Annotated in this window: 22 protein-coding genes; 18 read left to right on the forward strand and 4 right to left on the reverse strand. The window is 62.0% G+C overall.

Annotated features, from left to right (window positions below):
- Positions 1–109 precede the first annotated feature (109 nt).
- From ACZ9H4_RS01620 to dhaK, 14 genes are all read left to right on the forward strand, one after another.
- Positions 110–1,273, forward strand: a complete 1,164-nt coding sequence (locus tag ACZ9H4_RS01620; protein WP_408151926.1) for an SRPBCC family protein — start codon at positions 110–112, stop codon at positions 1,271–1,273.
- A gap of 32 nt (positions 1,274–1,305) precedes the next feature.
- Positions 1,306–2,487 carry an ABC transporter ATP-binding protein gene (locus ACZ9H4_RS01625; RefSeq protein WP_476118089.1) on the forward strand — a complete coding sequence of 394 codons (1,182 nt, stop codon included), beginning with the start codon at positions 1,306–1,308 and terminating at the stop codon, positions 2,485–2,487.
- Between the two features lies 1 nt (position 2,488).
- Positions 2,489–3,544, forward strand: coding sequence for an ABC transporter substrate-binding protein (locus ACZ9H4_RS01630; RefSeq protein ID WP_408151924.1), 1,056 nt, complete (start codon positions 2,489–2,491; stop codon positions 3,542–3,544).
- Between the two features lie 37 nt (positions 3,545–3,581).
- On the forward strand, positions 3,582–4,835 hold the full coding sequence (locus tag ACZ9H4_RS01635) for an ABC transporter permease (protein WP_476118090.1): 1,254 nt from the start codon (positions 3,582–3,584) through the stop codon (positions 4,833–4,835).
- Positions 4,836–4,873: 38 nt separating this feature from the next.
- A complete protein-coding gene (locus ACZ9H4_RS01640) occupies positions 4,874–5,701 on the forward strand; it encodes an ABC transporter permease (protein WP_408139230.1) in 828 nt (275 codons plus the stop codon).
- 893 nt (positions 5,702–6,594) lie between these two features.
- Complete coding sequence (locus ACZ9H4_RS01645) at positions 6,595–7,614, forward strand: LacI family DNA-binding transcriptional regulator (RefSeq protein WP_408139558.1); 1,020 nt, start codon at positions 6,595–6,597, stop codon at positions 7,612–7,614.
- A gap of 113 nt (positions 7,615–7,727) precedes the next feature.
- The gene (locus ACZ9H4_RS01650) at positions 7,728–9,059 is read left to right on the forward strand and encodes an ABC transporter substrate-binding protein (RefSeq protein WP_408139232.1); all 1,332 of its coding nucleotides are present in this window, start codon (positions 7,728–7,730) and stop codon (positions 9,057–9,059) included.
- A 71-nt stretch (positions 9,060–9,130) separates the two neighbouring features.
- Positions 9,131–10,087 carry a carbohydrate ABC transporter permease gene (locus ACZ9H4_RS01655; RefSeq protein ID WP_408139233.1) on the forward strand — a complete coding sequence of 319 codons (957 nt, stop codon included), beginning with the start codon at positions 9,131–9,133 and terminating at the stop codon, positions 10,085–10,087.
- On the forward strand, positions 10,084–11,037 hold the full coding sequence (locus ACZ9H4_RS01660) for a carbohydrate ABC transporter permease (protein ID WP_408139234.1): 954 nt from the start codon (positions 10,084–10,086) through the stop codon (positions 11,035–11,037). The genes ACZ9H4_RS01655 and ACZ9H4_RS01660 overlap by 4 nt, the downstream gene beginning before the upstream one ends.
- Entirely contained in the window at positions 11,034–11,228 is a 195-nt protein-coding gene (locus ACZ9H4_RS01665; RefSeq protein ID WP_408139236.1) for a hypothetical protein, read from the forward strand. The genes ACZ9H4_RS01660 and ACZ9H4_RS01665 overlap by 4 nt, the downstream gene beginning before the upstream one ends.
- 3 nt (positions 11,229–11,231) lie before the next feature.
- Entirely contained in the window at positions 11,232–12,335 is a 1,104-nt protein-coding gene (locus tag ACZ9H4_RS01670; protein ID WP_408151920.1) for an ABC transporter ATP-binding protein, read from the forward strand.
- On the forward strand, positions 12,328–13,374 hold the full coding sequence (locus ACZ9H4_RS01675) for an ABC transporter ATP-binding protein (protein ID WP_408139240.1): 1,047 nt from the start codon (positions 12,328–12,330) through the stop codon (positions 13,372–13,374). The genes ACZ9H4_RS01670 and ACZ9H4_RS01675 overlap by 8 nt, the downstream gene beginning before the upstream one ends.
- A complete protein-coding gene (gene dhaL / locus ACZ9H4_RS01680) occupies positions 13,371–14,009 on the forward strand; it encodes a dihydroxyacetone kinase subunit DhaL (RefSeq protein WP_408323814.1) in 639 nt (212 codons plus the stop codon). Before ACZ9H4_RS01675 ends, dhaL begins: the two co-directional genes overlap by 4 nt.
- A 14-nt stretch (positions 14,010–14,023) precedes the next feature.
- Positions 14,024–15,013: a dihydroxyacetone kinase subunit DhaK gene (dhaK, locus tag ACZ9H4_RS01685; RefSeq protein ID WP_408323812.1), complete on the forward strand. Its 990-nt coding sequence runs from the start codon at positions 14,024–14,026 to the stop codon at positions 15,011–15,013.
- A 384-nt stretch (positions 15,014–15,397) separates the two neighbouring features.
- On the opposite strand, the gene ACZ9H4_RS01690 is transcribed toward dhaK, so the two are convergent.
- Complete coding sequence (locus tag ACZ9H4_RS01690; protein ID WP_476118091.1) at positions 15,398–15,826, reverse strand: phytoene desaturase family protein; 429 nt, start codon at positions 15,824–15,826, stop codon at positions 15,398–15,400.
- A 133-nt stretch (positions 15,827–15,959) separates the two neighbouring features.
- Positions 15,960–16,226 carry a hypothetical protein gene (locus tag ACZ9H4_RS01695; RefSeq protein ID WP_476118092.1) on the reverse strand — a complete coding sequence of 89 codons (267 nt, stop codon included), beginning with the start codon at positions 16,224–16,226 and terminating at the stop codon, positions 15,960–15,962.
- Between the two features lie 80 nt (positions 16,227–16,306).
- Between ACZ9H4_RS01695 and ACZ9H4_RS01700 the strand changes: the two genes are divergently transcribed.
- Entirely contained in the window at positions 16,307–16,930 is a 624-nt protein-coding gene (locus ACZ9H4_RS01700; RefSeq protein ID WP_408139246.1) for a LysE family translocator, read from the forward strand.
- A gap of 19 nt (positions 16,931–16,949) precedes the next feature.
- On the opposite strand, the gene ACZ9H4_RS01705 is transcribed toward ACZ9H4_RS01700, so the two are convergent.
- Positions 16,950–18,365: an aminotransferase-like domain-containing protein gene (locus tag ACZ9H4_RS01705; RefSeq protein ID WP_476118093.1), complete on the reverse strand. Its 1,416-nt coding sequence runs from the start codon at positions 18,363–18,365 to the stop codon at positions 16,950–16,952.
- 219 nt (positions 18,366–18,584) lie between these two features.
- Here ACZ9H4_RS01705 and aptA point away from each other — a divergent pair, with 219 nt between their 5' ends.
- Entirely contained in the window at positions 18,585–19,913 is a 1,329-nt protein-coding gene (aptA, locus tag ACZ9H4_RS01710) for an omega-aminotransferase AptA (protein ID WP_476118094.1), read from the forward strand.
- Between the two features lie 252 nt (positions 19,914–20,165).
- Here the strand turns inward: aptA and ACZ9H4_RS01715 are convergent, their stop codons facing one another.
- Positions 20,166–20,690: a DUF6496 domain-containing protein gene (locus ACZ9H4_RS01715; RefSeq protein WP_476118095.1), complete on the reverse strand. Its 525-nt coding sequence runs from the start codon at positions 20,688–20,690 to the stop codon at positions 20,166–20,168.
- Between the two features lie 190 nt (positions 20,691–20,880).
- Here ACZ9H4_RS01715 and ACZ9H4_RS01720 point away from each other — a divergent pair, with 190 nt between their 5' ends.
- Both ACZ9H4_RS01720 and ACZ9H4_RS01725 read left to right on the forward strand, forming a co-directional pair.
- Entirely contained in the window at positions 20,881–21,132 is a 252-nt protein-coding gene (locus ACZ9H4_RS01720; RefSeq protein WP_042326185.1) for a hypothetical protein, read from the forward strand.
- Between the two features lie 336 nt (positions 21,133–21,468).
- Complete coding sequence (locus ACZ9H4_RS01725; protein ID WP_408323805.1) at positions 21,469–21,876, forward strand: ACT domain-containing protein; 408 nt, start codon at positions 21,469–21,471, stop codon at positions 21,874–21,876.
- The last annotated feature ends 54 nt before the right edge of the window (positions 21,877–21,930 follow it).

Here is a 21,930-nt window from a genome sequence, read left to right on the forward strand (position 1 = left end):
AACAATATTTTGGCTTGCAATTTGGCTTGATAGATTGATGCCATGTTGAACGCCGCGCCGCAAAGCCTTGCGTCGCCGCGCTCTCACCGTGACGAATCAAGGGGACACCATGGCCAACCCGGTAAGGACGATCGCAGTGCAAGCACTTGTCGACGAACTGCAGACGGGTTGCGAACGGCCATTCGGCGACGCGCATGCGATGCCGCCCGGCGTCTATACGTCGCCCGAATTCCTCGCACTGGAAGAGCGCGCTATCTTCGAGCGTGAATGGCAATGCGTCGGCCGGGCCAGTGCGCTCAAAGTGCCCGGCGATTACGTAACGGCGCGGATCGGAGCGCAACCGATCGTCGTATTGCGCGACGAACAGATGCAACTCAAGGCGATGTCGAACGTGTGCCTGCATCGCATGTCGGTTCTGCTCGAAGGACGCGGCAACGTGCGTCGCATCGTCTGCCCTTATCACGCGTGGAACTATTCGCTGGACGGCACGCTGCAAGGCGCGCCGCTCATGGATCGGCAAGAGGGCTTCTGCAAGGAAAGCTACAAGCTGCCCGCCGTGCGCTGCGAAGAATGGCAAGGCTGGATCTATGTGACACTCGACGAAAACCCGCCGCCCGTTCACACGCAGCTCGCCGAACTGAGCGAGCTCATCGGCGCATACGGCATGTCGGACTACATCGAAACTTTCTATGAAGAGCACGTGTGGGACACGAACTGGAAGATCCTCGCGGAAAACTTCATGGAAAGCTACCACCTGCCCATGCTGCATCGCGCGACGGTAGGACCGCATTCACGGCTCGAGGAGATGGAATGCCCGCCCGGCTATCCCGCCTTCAACTATCACTGGATCACGAAGGAAGCGTCCTTGCCCATCGGCAACGCGCATCCGGACAACACGCGCCTCACGGGACATTGGCGCAAGACCACGGCGCTGCTCGCGATCTACCCGACGCATCTCGTCACACTTACGCCGGGTTACTTCTGGTATCTCGTGCTGCAGCCTCAAGGCGTGGAGCGCGTGCATATCCGCTTCGGCGGCGGGCTTGCACCGGAGTTCATCGCCGATCCCGAGGCCAATGCGCATATGACGACGTTGAAGAAGCTGCTTGACGAAGTCAACGCGGAAGACAAACGCGGCGTGCAAGCCGTGTTTCGCGGCGTGCACGCGCCGCTCGCGAAGCCCGGTCACTTGAGCCCTCTCGAACGCCCCAATTATGACTTCGCCCGCTATGTCGCTAGCAAAATCGCCGCAACGCAGCTCGGCGCGCATTGATTACGACGCATCATCGACAGGACGCGATCACGATGTCAAACCCTTCCTTCATTTCGTTCTCGGGCGTGAGCAAATCGTACGACGGCGCCCAATACGTCGTCGATGACTTGAACCTCGACGTGCGCAAGGGAGAATTCCTGTCGCTGCTGGGTCCGTCCGGCTCGGGCAAGACGACGACGCTCATGATGCTCGCGGGATTCGAATCGCCCACGCGCGGCGAGATACGCCTCGACGGACAGCGGCTCGACGACAAGCCGCCGCATCAGCGCGACATCGGCATGGTGTTTCAGAACTACGCGCTCTTTCCGCATCTGACGATTGCGGAGAACGTCGCGTTTCCGCTGTCCGTGCGGCGCGTGAGCCGCGCTGAGCAGAAGACGCGCGTGAAGCGTGCGCTCGAGATGATCGAACTGCCGCATCTGGCAAACCGGCGTCCCGCGCAGCTCTCCGGCGGACAGCAGCAGCGCGTGGCGCTCGCGCGCGCGCTCGTGTTCGAGCCGAGCGTCGTGCTGATGGACGAGCCGCTCGGCGCGCTCGACAAGCGCCTGCGCGAAACCATGCAATACGAAATCATGCGCCTGCATCGCGAGCTGTCGCTCACGATCGTTTACGTGACGCACGATCAGGCCGAAGCGCTGACGATGTCGGACCGCGTCGCCGTGTTCTCCGATGGCCGTATTCAGCAAGCCGCCACGCCCAGCGAACTCTACGAGAACGCGCAGAACGCCTTCGTCGCGAACTTCGTCGGCGAGAATAACGGTTTGACCGGGCGCGTTGTCACTGCCGGCGAGGAGTGGGCGACGCTTGCGCTCTCGGATGGCAGCGTCATTCGTGGCCGCTGCGAACCCGGCCTGCGCGTGGGCGACGAAGCAATGCTCGCGCTGCGCCCCGAACGCGCGCATATCCCGAGCGCCGAAGGCGCGTCCGTCGACGAACACAGCAACGTGGTGCGCGCACACGTCCAGGAACTGGTGTATTGCGGCGATCACCATCGCGTGCACCTCGCGCTCGGTTCGCGCGATTCCTTTGTCGTGAAAGTGCCTAATACGCAGCGCCATGCACTGCCTTCGCCGGGCAGCGCGATCGAGATCGCGTGGCGCCACGACGACTGCAAGATTCTCGCGATGAGCGCGCCGCGCAGCGCGCCCGTGATCCACGCTTCCACACCGCTCTCACCTTCCATCATCACGACCGCACCCGCAGGAGCCAACTGACATGCGCACCCTCATCAAAACACAAAGCGTCGCACTCGCAGTACTCGTCGCAGCCGCTTTCACCACCGTGACCACCCAGGCAGCGGAGACGCTCTCCGTCGTGACCTTCGGCGGTGCATACGAAGCCGCGGCCAAGAAAGCCTATTTCGAACCGTTCACGCAAGCCACCGGCATCGGCTTCTCGACCGAATCGTATGACGGCGGCCTCGCGAAGCTCTCCGCGATGGAGCAGGCGAAGAACACCACGTGGGACCTGATCGACCTCGAAACGAACGATGCGATCACCGCCTGCGACGAGGGCCTGCTGCAGAAGTTCGACAAGAAGACGCTCGGCAAGACGAGCGACTTCATCCCCGGCACGATCAGCGATTGTGCGGTTGCGAGCATGGTCTGGTCCACGGTCTATGCGTACGACACGAGCAAGCTGAAGACCGCTCCGACCACCGTCAACGACTTCTTCGATCTGCAGAAATTCCCCGGTAAGCGCGGCTTACGCAAGTCGCCGAAGGTCACGATGGAATGGGCGTTGATTGCGGACGGCGTCGCTCCGAAAGATGTCTACAAGGTGCTCGCTACGCCCGCCGGCGTGGATCGCGCGTTCAAAAAGCTCGACACGATCAAGCAGAACATCGTGTGGTGGGAGTCGGGTGCCCAGGCACCGCAGTTGCTCGCAGACGGCGCGGTCGTGATGACGCAGGCCTACAACGGCCGCATTTCCGACGCCGCGAAGAAGGACAACAAGCCATTCAAGACCGTCTGGGACGCGCAAGTTTACGACTTCGACTGGTGGGCCGTTCCGACGGGCGCGAAGCACGCCGACGCCGCCGCGAAATTCATCGTCTCCGCTTCGCAGCCGAAGGCGTATGCGGACTTGTCGAAATACATCGCCTACGCGCCGCCGCGCAAGGACGCCATCGCGCTTATCGACAAGCAACGCCTCGCCGATCTGCCGACCGCACCCGAGAACTTCAAGCGCGCCTTGCAGATCAACGCGAACTTCTGGGCCGACAACGCGGACCAGATCAATAAGCGCTTCCAGGTGTGGCTGACGCAGTAACACCATCGTCCGACGAGAGCCCAACTTGACTAGTCACATGCCCGCTTCGGCCCGAGCCACGGCCTCGGGCTCTCCGACGAGAGCCGACGGCCGCGCGTCGTTTCAAAAGGCGCGCCGCCGAGCGTCGGTGCAGGCGCTTTTGCTTGCGCTGCCGCTGATCGTGTTTCTGCTTTCGACGTTCATCGCGCCGATCGCGCTCCTGCTCGCGCGCAGCGTGGAAAATCACGAGGTGCCCGACAGCATGCCCGCGCTCACGCGCGCGCTCGATGCATGGGACGGGCGCGGCGTGCCGGACGAGCGCATGTTCGCCCTGCTCGCCGCGGGGCTCAGGGAGGCGCAGCAAAGCGGGCAACTCGGCACCGTCGCGCGGCGGCTGAACTTCGATCAGGCTGAGTTCCGCAGCCTGTTGATGCGCACCGCGCGCCAGCTGCCCGCCGATGCGCCGCCCGCGTGGAAACCGGCGCTCGTTGAACTCGACGAACGCTGGAATTCGCCGGAGACCTGGCGTCTGCTGAAGCGCGCCGCCATGTCGCCGACGCCGGACTATCTGCTCGCGGCCGTCGATGCGCACGTGACACCGCAAGGCTCAGTCGCGTTCGTGCCGGACAACGCTTCCGTCTATCGGCAGGCGTTCGTGCGCACGATCTCTATCAGCGCCACGGTCACGCTGCTGTGCCTTGTGCTCGGCTATCCGGTCGCATGGCTGCTCGCGAACCTGCCCGCGAGAACCAGCAACCGCTTGATGCTCCTGGTGATCGTGCCGTTCTGGACTTCGGTGCTCGTTCGCACAACCGCGTGGTACGTTTTGCTGCAACCGGGCGGCGTCATCAACAGCCTGCTGATGGGTCTCGGTCTCGCCACCCATCCGCTGCCGCTCATCTTCAACCGCGCGGGCGTGCTCATCGGCATGACGCATGTGCTCCTGCCCTACATGATTCTCGCGATCTATTCGGTGATGAAAAGCGTATCGCCCGTGTACGTACGGGCCGCCCAATCGCTTGGGGCGCACCCGTTCATCGCGTTCGTCCGGATCTACATGCCGCAGACACTGCCCGGCGTGGGGGCGGGCTGCTTCCTCGTGTTCGTGCTCGCGCTCGGCTACTACATCACGCCCGCGCTGCTCGGCGGCGCAGGCGACGAGATGATCAGCCAGCTCATCGCGATACAGACCAACACGCAACTCAACTGGGGCCTCGCCGGTGCGCTCTCAGCCTATCTCGTGATCTTCACGGCGATCTTTTATTTCCTGTTCAACCGCATCGTCGGCATCGACCGCTTGCGCTTCGGTTGAAACTCGATTGAAACACGCGGACACGACGAGGAAACGACATGCCAGATCAACGCAACAAGGTGCTGACGGAGCGTATCGCCGGCCGCTGGGTGCGGCTGCATACGGCGCTTGTACTGTTCTTCCTGATCGCGCCGATTCTCGCGATCATCCCGCTCTCGTTCAATTCAGGCTCGTACTTCTCCTACCCGTTGCAGGGCTTTTCGCTGCGCTGGTATGAACAGGCACTCACGAGCGCGGACTGGCGGCGCTCGCTTCTGAATAGCATCGGCATCGGCACGGCGTCGACGCTGATCGCCACGTGTCTCGGCACGCTCGCCGCGCTGGGCATTTCGCGCACGCAGTTTCCGCTACGCTCGCTGATCATGCCGATCATCATCTCGCCGATGATCGTGCCGATCGTCGTCGTTGCCGCGGGCTTCTATCTGATCTTCGCGCCGCTTGGCCTTGTGAACTCGTATCCCGGCGTGGTGCTGGCGCATGCGGCGCTCGGCACGCCATTCGTCGTGATCACCGTGACGGCGTCACTGCTTTCGTTCGATCAGAGTCTGTTGCGCGCCGCTTCCGGGCTCGGCGCGACGCCTTGGGTCACATTCAGGCGTGTGACCTTGCCGCTCATCACGCCGGCGGTCGCGACCGGCAGCGTCTTCGCTTTCGCGACCTCGTTCGACGAAGTCATCGTCATTCTGTTCATTGGCGGCCCGGATCAAACAACCGTGCCGCGGCAGATGTGGAGCGGCATTCGCGACTCGATCGACCCGTCGATCCTCGCCGTGGCGACGATGCTGATCGTGTTTGCAGTGCTGCTCTTTGCGAGCATTAACTGGCTGCGCGGCCGCACGGCCGCGGCCAGCAACGCTCTTATCTGACGCATCAAGGCCACCCCGGGCCGAGCTCTATAAGCTTCGCTTCGCGAGCGGGCTGCGTTCTCGGGCAGGAATTTGTCTTTACATCAGACAAGCGCACACGCTAGAGAAACGACATGTCTTGCTCGCGCTCAATGTCTTTCCAATGAGCAAGGGACGTTCGAGCGCACATTGGGTACACGAACCCAACGGCCGTAATTGGCCGGGTAGCGCCTGATGCAATGGGCGTGCGCTGCTTCAATCCTCGCCAAGCTGCGATCGGCAGCACGCCACTGCGGATTCAACCAGTCGTCGTCGGGCTCAGTTCGGCCATCAAGCGACACTCACCCCGTCACAATGAATGGGCGAAGACGAACGCAAAGCGGTCACTGTAGCTGGCCAGCTAACGTCACGCTTCATGCACATGTGGAGCCATTCCTTGCGGTGATCCGGGGGTGTGCTCTTCGTCGGTGAGTGACGTCTGCCCCATCCGCAGCGTGCTGTACTCGATAGAGCGGCCAAAAGCACGCGAGCACTTCATTGCTTCAGACTCGCTCGCCGCCCCACATCACCACCAATCTCCGTGGCGTCACTGCTTTAGACGCGGTAAGCGATGACTTCAAATGCCTCGTTCACGCCACCGTTGAAGCGTCGGGGTGCCTGCGGAGATCGACTACCACCGCTGACCGTACGCAGTTGGCCGGGGTTCTCTTCGGGCGCTAGTCGCCGCCGCACGCCATCGACTCTCCATGCGATTCGCGATCTCTGGGCCTGCTGCGTCGTCCGTTGCACTTAGGGACCACTCCGTCCATCAAAACAATGACGCTTTTTTCACGGAGAAAAAGCTTGCATTTTCTTTAGAAAAAACTACCTTCATTAAAACAAAACAATTCTTCGCTCGGCACCGGAGGAGACCCATGCCGGCTACTCGTACGATGATTGCGCGTCGGGCTGGCGTCAGCGTGGCCACGGTCGATCGTGTCCTGCGCGACGATCAGGCTGTGCGTCCGGAAACTGCTGAACGCGTGCATCTTGCACTCGCGAATCTGCGTGATGAGCGGGCGAGCCGCGGCCGGCCGGTAAAGGTCAGCTCATTCCGGGTCGCGTTCGTGCTACCGCAGGTGAACTCCCGTTTCCTCGATCACGTCGAGCGCGATATCGCGCTGTCCGCCAGCTTCTTTCGCGAGCACCGCATCACCCCTTCGTTTTACCGCTGCGATTTTTCCAGCCAACGCGAGACCGCGGCTTTCGCCGCTGAAGTGATCGACCACGACGCGCTCGTTCTCGCACCTCTCGACTATCCGTGGGTTGAGCGTCTCATCGAAGAGATGAGCGACGCTCACGTGCCGGTCGTCACAGTGTTCTCCGATTTACCCGCGAGCCGGCGCGCCGCGTACGTGGGTGTCGACAACCGGATTGCCGGACGCACGGCAGGACTACTGATGGGACGCTTCCTTTGCGCGAAGCTCGGCACTGTTGCCGTGCTATCGGGATCGTCGCGTCTGCATGATCAGGTGGAACGGCGCACCGGCTTCTCGCAAGTGTTGGAGGAGGACTTCCGCAACCTGCGCTGGGTCGCCGAACCGGACTTCACTGAAGACGACGACGGCGCCGGTCTTGCCGTGCAGGGCTTAAGTGCACGCCATGCGGACCTGGTCGGCGTGTATGTGACGGGCGGCGGCATTTCCGGCATTGCAGCGGCACTGCAGGAGTCCGGCGACAAGGCTCACCTCGTCCTGATCGGCCACGAATGCACTGCGGAGACCCGCGCCCAACTGTCGGAACGTGCGATCGACGTGATACTCGATCAGGACGTGCGCGGCATTGTTCATTGGGCCGGGCTCGCCGCGATTAATTTTCTTAACGACGTCCGGGGAGCGCTTGCCATCCCCACGCCGGAAACCCGGATTTATCTTCGTGAGAATGCGCATGCCTGACGCTCGCGACACGCGGACCGACTTCTGATCTGCCAGAGCCGAAATGCGGTGCCCGGCGCATGGGCGCTGAATGTCATCAGGTTGGAGACCCGAGAAAGACAAGGAGAAGAGACATGGTACGTCTAACGTCAGCGAGGGTAGTGGCGGCCACCCTCATATCGCTGGGGCTCGGCACTGCAACGGGCGCGCACGCACAGGACAAGCAGTTGACACTCTGCTGGGCGGCATGGGATCCCGCCAATGCACTGGTCGAACTGTCGAAGGATTTCACGGTCAAGACCGGCATCAAAATGAAGTTCGAGTTCGTACCGTGGACCAGCTATGCCGACCGCTTCCTCAATGAACTCAATTCGCACGGCAAGCTGTGTGACCTGATCATTGGCGACAGTCAGTGGATCGGCGGCGCAGCGGTCAATGGACATTACGTCAAGCTCAACGACTTCTTCACCAAGAACAAGATCTCGATGGACGACTTCGTGCCGGCAACCGTGGTGGGATATTCGGAGTGGCCGAAGAATACGCCGAACTATTGGGCCTTACCCGCGATGGCTGACGCGGTCGGATGGACCTACCGTAAGGATTGGTTTGCGCGTCCAGAGTTGCGCGCGGAATTCAAGCAGAAATACAACCGTGAGCTCGCGCCGCCCACTACGCTCGATGAACTCAAGCAGACTGCGCAATTCTTCCAGGGTCGAAAGATCGACGGCAAGACGGTCTATGGCGTGTATATCTTCACGGAGCGTGGATCCGAGGGGATCACGATGGGCGTGACCAACGCCCTGTACAACTTCGGCTTTGAGTATCAGGATCCCAGGAAGCCCTATCACCTCGATGGCTTCGTGAACTCGCCAGGCGCGGTGAAAGGGCTGGAATACTACAAAGCGCTCTACAAATGCTGCACGGCGCCGGGCATGACCAACGCCTACATGCAGGAAGGGCTCGACGCGTTCAAGTCGGGTCAGGTGGCGATGCAGATGAACTGGTTCGCGTTCTTTCCGGGGCTTTATAAAGACCCGAATGTCGGTGGCGACAAAATCGGCTTCTTCGTCAATCCGCGAGAGATGAAGCAATACACGCAGTTGGGTGGACAAGGCATCTCGGTCGTCTCCTACTCGGACCACAAAGAAGACGCGCTCGAATATATCAAGTGGTTTGCGCAGCCTGACGTGCAGAAGAAATGGTGGCAACTGGGCGGCTATTCGGCGGCCAAATCAGTGGTCGACGCACCGGACTTTCCGAACAGCGCGCCGTTCGCACCCGCGTTCCTGAAGTCGATGGCAATCGTCAAAGACTTCTGGGCAGAGCCCGCATATGCCGAACTGTTGCTCGACATGCAGAAGCGCGTGCACGACTACGTGGTGGCCGATAAGGGCACGGCCAAAGATGCATTGGATCTGCTGGTGAAAGACTGGACCAAGGTCTTCAAGCAAGAAGGAAAGTATTAGCTTTTAGCTGGACTTGACTGGACCGGCGACGGCTGAACCGGCTGTCTCCGGTCCGCTTAAAGGAGCCAGGCATGTTGGCAGATAAGCCTTTTTCTCCCGCGAGTCTCGAAGCGGGTGCGTCAACGCGCATCGCGAAGCGGCTAAGTGGACTGTCGGATCGAGCCATCGCGTGGCTCTTCATTCTTCCGACCATTCTGCTGCTGCTCGCGATCAACATCTTCCCGTTGATCTGGGCGCTTCGACTGTCGTTCACCAACTTCAAGTCGAACATGCCGAGTGTGCCGGCGCGTTTTGTCGGCATCGACAACTATGTCGACATCCTGACCGACGAAGACATCTGGTACGCGATGCAGGTGACGGCGCGCTTCGTATTCTGGTCGGTCGGGTTGGAAGTGTTGCTGGGTTTCGGCCTTGCATTGCTGATCAACCGGCAGTTCCGCGGACATAGCTTCTGGACCACGCTAATTCTGCTGCCGATGATGCTGTCGCCTGCGGTAGTGGGCAACTTCTGGACGTTCCTGCTGCAACCGCAGACGGGGCTTTTCAACGATATCGTCAGCTTCTTCACCGGCATCCCGCCGGGGTCGTTCCAGATGATCGGCGACGTAGCGCTCGCGCCGTGGACCATCGTGATCGTCGACACGTGGATGTGGACACCGTACGTCATGCTCATCTGCCTGGCGGGCTTGCGTTCAATTCCCGACTATATCTACGAAGCAGCGGAAGTGGACCGCGCGACGCCGTGGCGTCAGTTCTGGTCGATCACGTTGCCCATGACCATGCCGTTCCTGATGCTGGCGGTACTGTTTCGCGGCATCGAAAACTTCAAGATGTTCGATATGGTGAACCTGCTGACATCGGGCGGCCCAGGCTCGGTAACAGAAACGGTATCGATCACGCTCAAGCGTGCCGCGTTCGAAAAGTGGCAGACCGGTTATTCGTCCGCGCTTGCAATCATCCTGTTCGTGACGGTATTCGGTGCGGCGAATATTTACGTGAAGGCGCTTAACCGGATGAAACAGCGATGAGAGCGACTACGACACAACATTCCGTGGTGGCATCGTCTCCGCGCGCCAGGCGCTTCGCGGCTGCGATCGTTATCACGTATGCACTGATTGCTACGTTACCGATGGTCTGGATCTTCCTGACGAGCTTCAAAACGCAGGAAGATGCGATAGCGTATCCGCCCGTCGTGCTGTTTCAGCCTTCCATGGAAGGCTATGTGAACCTGTTGACGATCCGCTCGCGGCAGACACCTGAGTTTATTGCGAGCCTGCCACCCGCGCGGACCTGGTATGAACGTGAGGTACGCAAGCGCAACATGGTGATCGCCGGACCTTCGAAGGTTTTGCCGCGCTTCATGAATTCGCTTGTCATTGGATTCGGTTCGACGTTTCTAGCGGTATTTCTCGGCACGCTGGCGGCATACGCGTTTTCGCGTTTCAAGGTGCCGCTGTCCGACGATCTGCTGTTCTTCATTCTCTCCACACGGATGATGCCGCCCATTGCAGTCGCCATTCCGATCTACCTGATGTATCGCGCTCTGGGCTTGAGCGACAGCTATGTCGGCATGATCGTGCTGTACACAGCGGTGAATGTCTCGCTAGCGGTGTGGCTGCTCAAAGGTTTTATGGACGAGATCCCGCGCGAGTATGAAGAGGCTGCGCTGGTGGACGGTTACACGCGTTTGCAGGCCTTCGTGAAGGTGGTATTGCCGCAAGCGATGACGGGCATTGCCGCCACAGCGATCTTCTGCCTGATCTTTGCATGGAACGAGTACGCGTTTGCTTCGCTGCTGACAAGCGGCGATGCGCAGACCATGCCGCCATTCATTCCGTTCATCATCGGAGAAGGCGGTCAGGACTGGCCGGCCGTTGCGGCAGCGACAACATTATTCGTGCTGCCGATTCTCTTTTTCACCGTTCTGCTGCGCAAGCATCTGTTGCGGGGCATCACCTTCGGAGCCGTGCGCAAATGAACCGCGAAGTCATTCCGACGCACCGCCGGCTGTTTCGTCGCACTTACAGCGAGGGTGCGTCGACGGTACTGATCGGCTTAGGTGTGGCGATGCTTGTGCAGCCGTTTTCGTTGACGCTCTTCACCTGGTCGTTTCCGGTCCTTCTGGTCGGCGCGCTCGCGTTCGTCGTCACCAGCCATTTTCCGGACTGAACCATGTCCACGATCGTTCTCGCTCATCTCCACAAGCGCTTCGACGATTTTGTCGCGGTGCGCGACACCAGCCTGACCATCGGCGCGGGACGCTTCGTCGTGCTGCTCGGACCGTCAGGCTGCGGCAAGACCACAACGCTGCGGATGATTGCGGGGCTGGAGCTGCCGACTTCCGGGCAGATCCTGATCGATGGTGAGGACGTCACTGCGTTGCGCGCGCGGCAACGCGATATTGCCTTCGTGTTCCAAATGTTTGCGCTGTATCCACATATGACGGTGCGCAATAACATCGCGTTTCCGCTAAAGAACGAACACGTATCGCGCAGCGAGATTGCCGCCCGGGTCGATGCGGCGGCACATATGTTGCGCATCGAGAACATTCTCGATCGCAAGACCGGCGGCCTGTCCGGTGGCGACCGGCAACGCGTGGCGCTCGGCCGCGCGATCGTGCGGCAACCGAAAGCATTCTTGATGGACGAACCGCTGGGCACGCTCGATGCGGACTTTCGTGAACTGATGTGTCTGGAACTGCGCAAGCTGCACAACGCGCTCGCCGCCACGACGGTGTACGTCACACACGACCAGAGTGAGGCGATGGCCATGGCGGACGATATCGTCGTGATGAATCAGGGTGAAGTGCTGCAGGCGGCCTCACCCCATGAGATTTATCACTTCCCCGCGACAGTGTTCGTCGGCAACTTCATCGGCAGTCCACCCATGAATTTCCTGCGCGTCGACGGGGCGGTGATGGCGGGCCAGGAGCAGGTGAGCCTGCATGGCGCGGCGGTGTCCGTGCCGCGTTGCGACGCCGGTGCCGCGCGCGTGTTGCTGGGAATCAGACCGGAGCACGTCGTGATCGGCGAGCACGGTCCGCTGCGCGGTCACGTGATCGCCGACGAATACCTTGGCTCGCACCAGGTATTGGCGGTTGAAACCGCGCTCGGCGTCGTGCGCGTGCGCGCCAGCAAAGACGATGGTGTTGCCGCGGGCACGAGCGTCGGTCTGTCGTTTCGGAAAGAACGCACGCTGCTTTATGACGCCACTACTGAGCGCCTGCTGCCGGGCGCTGCTTCCACGCTTTCTGTCAACGGAGTCGGTCATGGCTGAAGTCCAGCTACGCAATGTATCGAAGCGCTTCGGCAACATCGTAGCGGTGGACGATCTGTCGATCGACGTGAAAGACGGCGAATTCGTCGTGCTGCTCGGACCGAGCGGCGCGGGCAAAACCACTACGCTACGGCTGATCGCGGGACTGGAACGCCCCGATGCCGGCGACGTGCTGATCGACGGAGCGCTCGCCACCGGCATGCATCCCTCCGATCGCGACGTCGCGTTTATCTTCCAGCAATACTCTTTGTATCCGCATCTGACTGTGTTCGGCAATCTGGCGTTTCCGCTTCGTTCGCCACGTCGTCGCAGCAGCGAGGAACAGGTCCGCGCGCGCGTGCATGCGGTCGCGCAGATGCTGCATATGGAAGCGAAGCTCGACAACATGGCAACGCATCTGTCGGGCGGCGAAATGCAGCGCGTCGCGATCGGGCGCGCGCTCGTGCGCGAGCCGAAAGTGTTTCTGATGGACGAGCCGCTGTCGTCGCTCGATGCAAAACTGCGTGAGGAATTGCGTATCGAGTTGAAGCGGCTGCATCGTACGATTGGCGCGACCATTCTCTATGTCACGCATGATCAGGTGGAGGCCACCACCCTGGCCGACCGCATCGGCATTCTTGAACACGGCCGTCTGGTGCAGCTCGGCACGCCACGCGAGGTCTACGGCAATCCGGTTTCATTGAGCGCGGCGCAGCGGCTCGGCTCGCCGCCGATCAACCTGCTGCCGCCCACGCTGTTCGATTCGGCAGCGGTGCCGGCCGGCACCGCGACCGTGGCGATTCGTCCTGAAGACGTGGTGCTGCACGAGGGCGACGCGCGTGATGCACCCGGCACCCATCATGCACGCGATGCACTCGAGCTGAACGTGCTCGAATACTCACCGCTGCGTCATCTGCTGATTCTGGAGCGCGCTGGAACCCCGGTTGTGGCGACCACGATGGCCGAGCGCAACTTCAGCCCCGGGCAGTCGGTGGGCGTGTCGCTGCCCGCTCGCAGCCTTTTATATTTCCGTGCAGACGGCAGGAGGATCCCGACATGAACGGCAAAACGGTCATGGAGTGTATCGACGCCGCATATGCAGCGCTGAAAGAGCACATGGACGAAATCGCCGTACTCGACCAGCAGATTGGCGATGGCGATCACATCTTCAATCTGCTGCGCGGCATGGAGGCCTTGCTCGCAGTGCGTGCGGACATCGAAGCGGAAACATTAGGGGCCGCGTTGGAACTCGCAGCGAACAAGGTGCTGTCGACGGTCGGCGGATCATCCGGGCCGCTATTCTTTTCGTTGCTGAACGGGATGGCGAAAGCATCGGCAAACAATCCGCTGGATGTAGCTGGCACCGCGCTCATGTTCGCAGCGGGCGTCGAAGCGGTCGGACAGCGAGGTAAGACGGGCGTAGGCAGCAAGACAATGATGGACGTGCTGATTCCCGTTGCCGCGCGCTTTAAGGAGCTCGCGACCATCGCATCGCCTACGTTGCGAACAACCGTGCTGGAGGAATTGCCGCAGGTGGCCGAGCGGAACATGCTCGCCACCCGCGATATGCTCGCGACCAAAGGGCGGGCATCGTTTCTGGGCGAACGCTCGCGCGGTCATATCGACCCTGGTGCGCGTTCGAGTCAGATCATGATCACCGCCGTATGCGCGCATCTGGCGCGCAACTGGGCGTGAAGGGAGACCAGGCCATGAAAAAATTCATCAACCACGTCGACGATTTCCTCACTGAAAGTCTGGCGGGATTTGCATCCGCGCATAGCGACCTGGTCGTACTCTACAACGAACCATTGTATGTGCGTCGCAAGACGCTCCAACCGGGCAAAGTGGCATTGATATCGGGAGGCGGGTCGGGGCATGAGCCGTTGCACTCCGGTTTTGTGGGCTATGGAATGCTCGACGCAGCCTGTCCCGGTCAAGTTTTCACATCACCTACGCCGGATCAGATGATGGCCGCCGCCGACGCTGTCGATACCGGTGCGGGTGTGATATTCATCGTGAAGAATTATTCAGGTGATCTGATGAACTTCGAAATGGCATCGGAGATGTCGGAGATCCCGAACGCGATGGTGCTGATCAACGATGACGTGGCGGTGGAAAACTCCAGCTACACGACCGGACGGCGTGGTGTAGCCGGCGCGGTGATCGTTGAGAAGCTGGTAGGCAGCATGGCCGAAAGCGGCGCCGACCTTGAACAGTGCAAGGCGTTCGGTGACCGGATCAACAAGCGCACCGCGTCGATGGGTGTAGCGTTCAGCAGTTGCACCGTGCCGGCCGCGGGAACGCTGACGTTCAAGATTGGCGACGACGAAATCGAAGTGGGCGTGGGCATTCACGGTGAACCGGGCCGGCGCCGCGCAAAGTTCGCAGGCGCCGATGCGATTGCGGGAGAGCTGCTCAAAGCGATCGTCGACGACCTCAAGCCCCAAGCCGGAGCTGAATTGCTGGTGCTGATCAACGGCCTTGGTGGAACACCGCTTGGCGAGCTTTACCTGCTCTTCAATTCGACGCACGCATGGCTTCAGCAACGCGACCTGAAGGTCGGCCGGGCCCAGGTGGGTGCGCTGACGACTTCACTCGAGATGGCGGGCGCGTCGATTACATTATGTGTGCTGGACGACGAAATGGCACGCCACTGGGACAGCCCGGTCCATACGCCGTCGTTGCGTTGGGGGATGTAGGACGCGCTGGCTGCGAGAAACGCGCGGGTGCCGTGATGGACTGTCGCTACTGTGATGGTTCGGTCACGCTACCGGCGTGGTCGGTGTTTTGTGCCCGGATCAGCAGTATGCAGCTGGCGTTCATCCCGCGTGTGTTCATCCGGCGGAGTTGGGATCGTGAGGCCGCGCGAAATCCTGACTCGTAACGCGGCGGCCCGCGCCGTTGCGAGTGGCTTGCCGCCCTCGATGCAATGAAGCAACTGGCTTCCACGACCGACTTTCCGCCTGGCGCAAAGTTGCGGCATTCGTCCCACTCGGTGTGCTAGCGCAAATTCACGTCGCGGCGGTTGAGATTTGCCGTTCGTGGCGTGCTTGCCTGAGGCACGAACAATGGAACACGCCGTGTTACTCCAGGATCGTGCGTGACAGGCTGCGAACGGCATGCATGAACTGGCGGATTTGTGCCTCGTCCTGCGGTGCGTGCTGCAGCAGCTCCGCTTCGAGGCGCTCGAGATTCGAGTAGATGTGCAGACTATTTCCGTCTTCGCTTTCTACACGCATCCATTCTTCCGGGTAGACGAAATGCAGGCGGTCGATATCGAACACTTCGCGCCATAATGCGTGCGTGGGGTCGTGCAAATTCGACCCGAGCAGCCAGTGCAGACAAGCGTCGAACGTATAGACGCCACGCTGCCAGCTGGTGGCGAGTCCGCCGGGACGTTCGTGCTGCTCTAACACGGTGACAGCGTATCCGCACTTGCGCGCATGAACCGCGGCGCACAGGCCAGCAATGCCGGCGCCGATGATGACGACCTTTCGGGGAATGGGGTTCATGGCTGCGACTCCAGCGGGATGAGGCGAGCGTATGGCGCGTATTACGACGCGTACGGTCCGTATGGAAACGTGTGGGACGTTGGATGGACGCGCGCCACACACATCAACTAATGTGCTGCGCGGTGCGGTACTGCTATTGATCTGTATCAAGTGTGGAGCGAACGACACCACGATCTGGCCGGCCGATGCAGTGCTCGTGTTGCACAGGCTGATTGCGCTCTTTATCGTCGGTGCGCTCGTCGCGATCTGGGTGGGCGTGGCGCTGGGCTGGCGGTGGGTGCATGAGCCGATCCTCCGGCTCATGCACCTTGGTCGCCATCGGCATGGCGGGCGGCTCATTACCTGCGGTCCTGATGGTGGCGCTCATCGGCGCGACCCGGTTGATCGTACCGGCCTTCATCCCTCAAACCGTACCGGTACTGTACCGGCCCACCTCGCTAGAATGTACTCCACCGTCCTCTCGCCGACACCGGAGCCATCATGTCTTACTTCACTCTCAGTGCGCTGCCCGCCGGCATTCTGTTCGCGCTCGTCACCACCATCACGCCCGGCCCGAACAACACCATGCTGCTCGCCTCGGGCGTCAACTTCGGCTTTCGCCGCACGCTGCCGCATCTTTCCGGCATCAGTCTCGGCGTCGTGCTCTTGATGCTGTCGGTCGGCATCGGTCTCGGCGAAGCCTTCGTCCATTTCCCCGTGCTGTACACGGTGCTCGAAGTCGCGAGCGTCGCGTATCTGCTGTACCTCGCGTGGAAAATCGGCACGTCGGGTGAATTGAAGGTGAAATCGGGCGAGCGCCGGCCGATGCGCTTTCACGAGGCGATCGCGTTCCAGTGGGTCAATCCGAAGGCATGGATGATGGTGCTGACCGCCGCCACGACGATCCATCTCAGCGAGAGCTACAGCATGAACGCCGTCGCGATGGCGGTGATCTTCTACGTGATCGGCTTTCCGTGCATCTGCCTGTGGGCCGGCTTCGGCACCGCGATGCGCGAGGTGCTGGCGGACCCGAAGCGCTTGCGCATCTTCAACGTGGCGATGGCGCTGTTGCTCGTGTTCTCGCTGTATCCGATCGCGCTGCGCCTGATCGGCGTCAGCGCCTGATCGGGCTAAACGGACCATCCTAGAGCATCCCTCGCCCGACTCGTTCGATGAAGCGCCACAGCGCGTCGTCGAGCGAGTATGGCGCATTGAAACGGAACCAGGCGCTCGGCGCATCGTCGGGACGGAAGTAGGAGCCCGGCGCGAGCCAGATGCCGTGCGACAGGGCGGCCGTCGCCACTTCGCCGGCCCGTTCGGCCTCGATCGGCAGACGCGCCCACAGAAAGAGCCCGGCGCGCGGCCGGTGGAACACCTCGAGACCGAGCGAATCGAGCCGCTCCTCGACGCTCGCGTGCGCGAGCTTGAGCCGCTCGTTGACCGCTTCGACATGACGCGCATAGCGCCCTTCGAGCAGCACCTTGTCGACGATCCGCTCGATCGCCTCCGACGACGTCAGCCCCACCGCCATTTTCGTGCGCGCCAGTTCGCGCAGCACGGCCTGTTCGGCAACCACGTAGCCGCAGCGCAGCCCCGGCGTCACCGTCTTCGAAAAACCGCCCACGTAGAGCACGCGCTGCAGGCCTTCCATCGCGGCAAAGAGCGGCGCGCCGGACGGCGCGAGTTCGCGGCTCACGTCGTCCTCGATCACCCACATGCGCTGGTGTTCAGCGATCTGCAGCAGCCGGAACGCCGCCGACATGCCGAACGTGGCGCCGGTCGGATTCTGCAGCGTGGTGTTCACGAAGATCGCCTTAGGCTTGTGCTCCGCGACCAGCGCTTCGAGCACGTCCGTATCGACGCCCGCCGGCGTGCGCGGCACGCCGTGCACGACCAGTCCCGCCAGCTTCAGAATCTGCAGCAGGTTGCAGTATCCAGGGTCTTCGACGATCACGACGTCGCCCGCGCGCAGCAACGTGCGCACGATCAGATCGAGCCCCTGGGTCGCACCCTGCGTGAGCAGCACATTCGAGACGTCGACGGGCAGGCCGCGCCGGTCGAGCTGTTCGGCGATCCGCTCGCGCAGCGGCGCGAAACCGTACGGATGCCCGTAATCGCCGAGACGCGCCGCCGGTACCCGGCTCGTCGCGCGCAACGCGTGCTGCAAGCCGGTCTCGTTGATCCACTCGTTCGGCAGCCACCCGCCGCCCGCCTTGATCGGCACCGAATGGTCGGCGAACACGTCGGACAGCAGCCAGGTCGCGGTGAGGCTCGGCGGCTGCCAGTCGGTGGCCGCCGTGCGCGTGGACGGCGCTCGCGCCGCCACGCGGTAGCCGGAGCCGCGCCGCGCGACCACGAGGCCCATCGACACCAGCCGGTTATACGCCTCGGTGACCGTGAAGGTGCTCAGTTGATGGCTCTGCGCGAGCTGCCGCACCGACGGCAACAACGCGCCAGCGCGCAGCGACTGCGCCTCGATGGCGCGCGCGAAGCCTTGCACCACCTGCTCGACGAGCGTGGGAGCGGCGCGCCGGTCGCGCGCAAGTTCTAGTTCGATCATGGTCAGCACGAAATAGGGGCGAAGAAGCGGGTCGCGGCAAGCATTCAGGCGGTCGACGGGGCGCCTTGCTGCCGTCGACACAGTTGGCGCCAATCCGCCAACACAGTTGGCATCACACCACGTCAACTGTTTATGCCGCCATTAAACCGCGAACGCTACAGTTTCGCTATGCCCCAACGGAAATCCCCCTGGGGGAGACCACTTCGAGGAGATGCTCCCATGACTTCGCGCCCCGTCATCGACGATCTGTCGTCCTTCTGGATGCCCTTCACCGCCAACCGCCAGTTCAAGGCCGCGCCGCGCCTGCTGGAATCGGCCAAGGGCATGTACTACCGCAGCACGGACGGCCGCGAAGTGCTCGACGGCTGCGCGGGTCTGTGGTGTGTGAACGCCGGCCACGGCCGCGACGAGATCGTCGCCGCGATCACTCAGCAACTGTCGACGCTCGACTTCGCGCCAACGTTCCAGATGGGCCACCCGCTCGCCTTCGAAGCGGCCACCAGGGTCGCAGAGCTGATGCCGGCCGGGCTCGACCGCATCTTCTTCACGAACTCGGGTTCGGAGTCGGTCGATACCGCGCTGAAAATCGCGCTCGCCTACCATCGTTCGCGCGGCGAAGCGCAGCGCACCCGGCTGATCGGACGCGAACGCGGCTATCACGGCGTGGGCTTCGGCGGCATTTCGGTCGGCGGCATCGCGCCGAATCGCAAGACCTTCTCCGGTGCGCTGCTGCCGGCGGTCGATCATCTGCCGCACACGCACAACCTCGAACACAACGCGTTCTCGAAGGGCCAGCCCGCGTGGGGCGCGCATCTGGCCGAGGAACTGGAGCGCATCGTCACGCTGCACGATGCGTCGACGATCGCCGCGGTGATCGTCGAACCGGTGGCCGGCTCGACCGGCGTGCTGATTCCGCCGCAAGGCTATCTGCAGAAGCTGCGTGAAATCTGCACGAAGCACGGCATCCTGCTGATTTTCGACGAAGTGATTACCGGTTTCGGCCGCGTCGGCAAGGCGACCGCCAGCGAATACTTCGGCGTCACACCCGACCTGATTACGATGGCGAAGGCCATCAACAACGCGTCGATTCCGATGGGCGCGGTCGCGGCCAGCCGCACGATCCACGACACGATCGTCAACAGCGGCGCGCAAGGCGCGATCGAGCTGTTTCACGGCTACACGTATTCGGCTCACCCGGCCGCAGCGGCCGCAGCGGTGGCGACGCTCGACCTGTATCGCCGCGAAGGCCTGTTCGAGCGGGCGGCCACGCTGGCCCCGACCTTCGAAGCGGCCGCTCATTCGCTGCGCGGCGCGAAGTACGTGAAGGACGTGCGCAACCTCGGCATGATCGCGGGTATCGAACTCGAATCACGCGACGGCGCACCGGGCGCGCGGGCTTACGAAGCGTTCGTCAAATGCTTCGAGGCGGGTGTGCTGGTGCGCTTTACGGGCGACATCCTCGCGTTTTCGCCGCCGCTCATCATCAACGAAGAGCAGATCGCGCATATCTTCAAGACCGTGGGTGACGTGCTGGCGACGGTGCAGTAAGCAGCGACCGCGCAGTATGCCCGGGGCTGGTATGAAAACGGGCGCACGCGTTTGCATGCGTCCGTTTTCTTTTGAAGGGACGCGCGGGCTTGCCGGCGGCTAGCACGTTGTGCACCCGAGCGAGCGTGCGTGAACGACGCGCGAGCGAAACCCGCGTATGCGTCGCATTCTTCAGCGATGCATGCGCAGCTCGCCCCTGCGCCGCCTTCTCAAGTGAGGCGCTGTCGAAGCCCGCCTCTTGCCCCACCTTCCTCAATGATGCGCCCGCGAAGCCCGCGTATGCGCCGCCTTCTTCGCCGCCGCCGAGCGACCCGCCGCACCCTTCGTCGCAGCAGCCTTCTTCGCCGCCGCTGACCGGCTTGCCGCCGGGCGTTTGGCCGCCGCCGATTTCGCCTGCTTCGACATCGCCGCCGGCGACGCCCCGGCGCTGCTTTCGCGCTTCAGCGCATTGGCGGAGGCGCGTGAGCGCTTCGCGCTCGGCTCCGTGCTCGCGCTCTTTCGCGCCGTGCTCTTGTGCTGCCCGGCGGCGTTGTCCTTGTCCGCTTTCTTGCGGGTCGCCTCGCTCGCCGCGCCTTTCTTCGGCGACTTCACGCTGACACCCGCGCGACGCGCTTCCGACAGGCCGATCGCGATCGCCTGCTTCGCCGACCTGACGCCGTGCTTGCCGGCGCGCACCTTGTCGACCTGCTCCTTGACGAACTCTCCTGCCTGGGTGCTCGCTGACTTGCCGGCGCGTTTGTCGGCGGCGGCACGCTTGAGGGTTTTCTGTTCCGGCATGACCGTTCTCCAGTTGGCTGTGGCATCCGTCATGCAGCAACCGCTGTGCCGGGGGCGGCGGATCTGCCGGTCGGATCGGCCGAATGCCCAAACTCCGGCATTTCAACCAGCGGGGCTCGCGCCCGTCAGCGGGACGGCGTATGGTGTCAGCAAGGGTTGGCGCCATGGTCCGGCCCGACGGGAGACGTCCATGAAGATACCTACCGTTCGCGCGGGAGCGCATATCGAAGGCGTGCACTGGGTCGCCGAATACGCGGAAGACGTTCACGAGATTCGCGTGTTCCGCGAAGGCCAGGAAGTGGATGTGCACAACGCGCCATCCACCCTCTTCGGCGATGAAGAGAATGCAGGGTCCAAGAGCACCGCCGATCATCGCGCAGTCGAAGCCGCGGTGCTGGCTTATCTGCGACGCTTCGTCATCGAGCACGACGCGGAGGAGTAGCGCCGTCGCTCGCATGCCGAGCGGCATGGTTTGGCTTTTTGCATGAGACGGAAGGGATAACCATGCCGTACGCGGCAATCATTTCCCTGCGCATGTCTCATGACGCGGCAAGGGGCGCGGCTTAGCCGCAAACACCCGCTCGCACCTTGTCCAAACGACATGTACTTCGCTGCGCATTGGTCGCCTCGCCCAACCGGCCACATCTGCACCTTCGACATGGCCGGCTAAATCATTGACAATCGATCGCCCGGCCCTGTGTCCTGCACGGTTTAACCGGTGGCTCTCAAACTGAACGAAGCCCGAATGGCCCTGGGGCGATGCTGCATAGGAAATTACATGAACCCAGTTAGCGATCTTTCTGTTCTATTAAAAACGTTGGAGCCTGCGCTTAACCCTGGCGTGTTTGTGTTTGCTTCGGTCAAGCACGGTCATGCCATTGACCCGGCCGTCATCGTCGCGTCAATCCGCGAGCCGGAGGGCTTGTCAGTCATTACGAGTGAGACGGATGCGGCGCTCAACGGTTTGAAACCGTTGTTCAAATGCGCCTGGATTACGTTGACCGTGAATTCAGCCTTGGATGCAGTGGGGTTGACCGCCGCGTTCGCCAGTGCATTGGGTCATTCCGGTATCAGTTGCAACGTGGTGGCGGGCGCGTATCACGATCATATTTTTGTTCCCCTCGAATCGGCACGGACGGCGATGCACGTACTTCATCAGTTGCAGACCGATGGAGGCATCGAATAACGACTGGCAAATGGTGTTGTTTTTTCGAATAGAGAATCAGGAAGGTCACCGACA

The organism is Paraburkholderia sp. TE9906 (assembly GCF_056279605.1).

Bases quoted from the DNA above. Each gene is read 5' to 3' on its own strand.
- ACZ9H4_RS01620 (WP_408151926.1), top strand. From the start codon at position 110: ATGGCCAACCCGGTAAGGACGATCGCAGTGCAAGCACTTGTCGACGAA.
- ACZ9H4_RS01625 (WP_476118089.1), top strand. From the start codon at position 1,306: ATGTCAAACCCTTCCTTCATTTCGTTCTCGGGCGTGAGCAAATCGTAC.
- ACZ9H4_RS01630 (WP_408151924.1), top strand. From the start codon at position 2,489: ATGCGCACCCTCATCAAAACACAAAGCGTCGCACTCGCAGTACTCGTC.
- ACZ9H4_RS01635 (WP_476118090.1), top strand. From the start codon at position 3,582: ATGCCCGCTTCGGCCCGAGCCACGGCCTCGGGCTCTCCGACGAGAGCC.
- ACZ9H4_RS01640 (WP_408139230.1), top strand. From the start codon at position 4,874: ATGCCAGATCAACGCAACAAGGTGCTGACGGAGCGTATCGCCGGCCGC.
- ACZ9H4_RS01645 (WP_408139558.1), top strand. From the start codon at position 6,595: ATGCCGGCTACTCGTACGATGATTGCGCGTCGGGCTGGCGTCAGCGTG.
- ACZ9H4_RS01650 (WP_408139232.1), top strand. From the start codon at position 7,728: ATGGTACGTCTAACGTCAGCGAGGGTAGTGGCGGCCACCCTCATATCG.
- ACZ9H4_RS01655 (WP_408139233.1), top strand. From the start codon at position 9,131: ATGTTGGCAGATAAGCCTTTTTCTCCCGCGAGTCTCGAAGCGGGTGCG.
- ACZ9H4_RS01660 (WP_408139234.1), top strand. From the start codon at position 10,084: ATGAGAGCGACTACGACACAACATTCCGTGGTGGCATCGTCTCCGCGC.
- ACZ9H4_RS01665 (WP_408139236.1), top strand. From the start codon at position 11,034: ATGAACCGCGAAGTCATTCCGACGCACCGCCGGCTGTTTCGTCGCACT.
- ACZ9H4_RS01670 (WP_408151920.1), top strand. From the start codon at position 11,232: ATGTCCACGATCGTTCTCGCTCATCTCCACAAGCGCTTCGACGATTTT.
- ACZ9H4_RS01675 (WP_408139240.1), top strand. From the start codon at position 12,328: ATGGCTGAAGTCCAGCTACGCAATGTATCGAAGCGCTTCGGCAACATC.
- dhaL (WP_408323814.1), top strand. From the start codon at position 13,371: ATGAACGGCAAAACGGTCATGGAGTGTATCGACGCCGCATATGCAGCG.
- dhaK (WP_408323812.1), top strand. From the start codon at position 14,024: ATGAAAAAATTCATCAACCACGTCGACGATTTCCTCACTGAAAGTCTG.
- ACZ9H4_RS01690 (WP_476118091.1), bottom strand. From the start codon at position 15,826: ATGAACCCCATTCCCCGAAAGGTCGTCATCATCGGCGCCGGCATTGCT.
- ACZ9H4_RS01695 (WP_476118092.1), bottom strand. From the start codon at position 16,226: ATGAAGGCCGGTACGATCAACCGGGTCGCGCCGATGAGCGCCACCATC.
- ACZ9H4_RS01700 (WP_408139246.1), top strand. From the start codon at position 16,307: ATGTCTTACTTCACTCTCAGTGCGCTGCCCGCCGGCATTCTGTTCGCG.
- ACZ9H4_RS01705 (WP_476118093.1), bottom strand. From the start codon at position 18,365: ATGATCGAACTAGAACTTGCGCGCGACCGGCGCGCCGCTCCCACGCTC.
- aptA (WP_476118094.1), top strand. From the start codon at position 18,585: ATGACTTCGCGCCCCGTCATCGACGATCTGTCGTCCTTCTGGATGCCC.
- ACZ9H4_RS01715 (WP_476118095.1), bottom strand. From the start codon at position 20,690: ATGCCGGAACAGAAAACCCTCAAGCGTGCCGCCGCCGACAAACGCGCC.
- ACZ9H4_RS01720 (WP_042326185.1), top strand. From the start codon at position 20,881: ATGAAGATACCTACCGTTCGCGCGGGAGCGCATATCGAAGGCGTGCAC.
- ACZ9H4_RS01725 (WP_408323805.1), top strand. From the start codon at position 21,469: ATGAACCCAGTTAGCGATCTTTCTGTTCTATTAAAAACGTTGGAGCCT.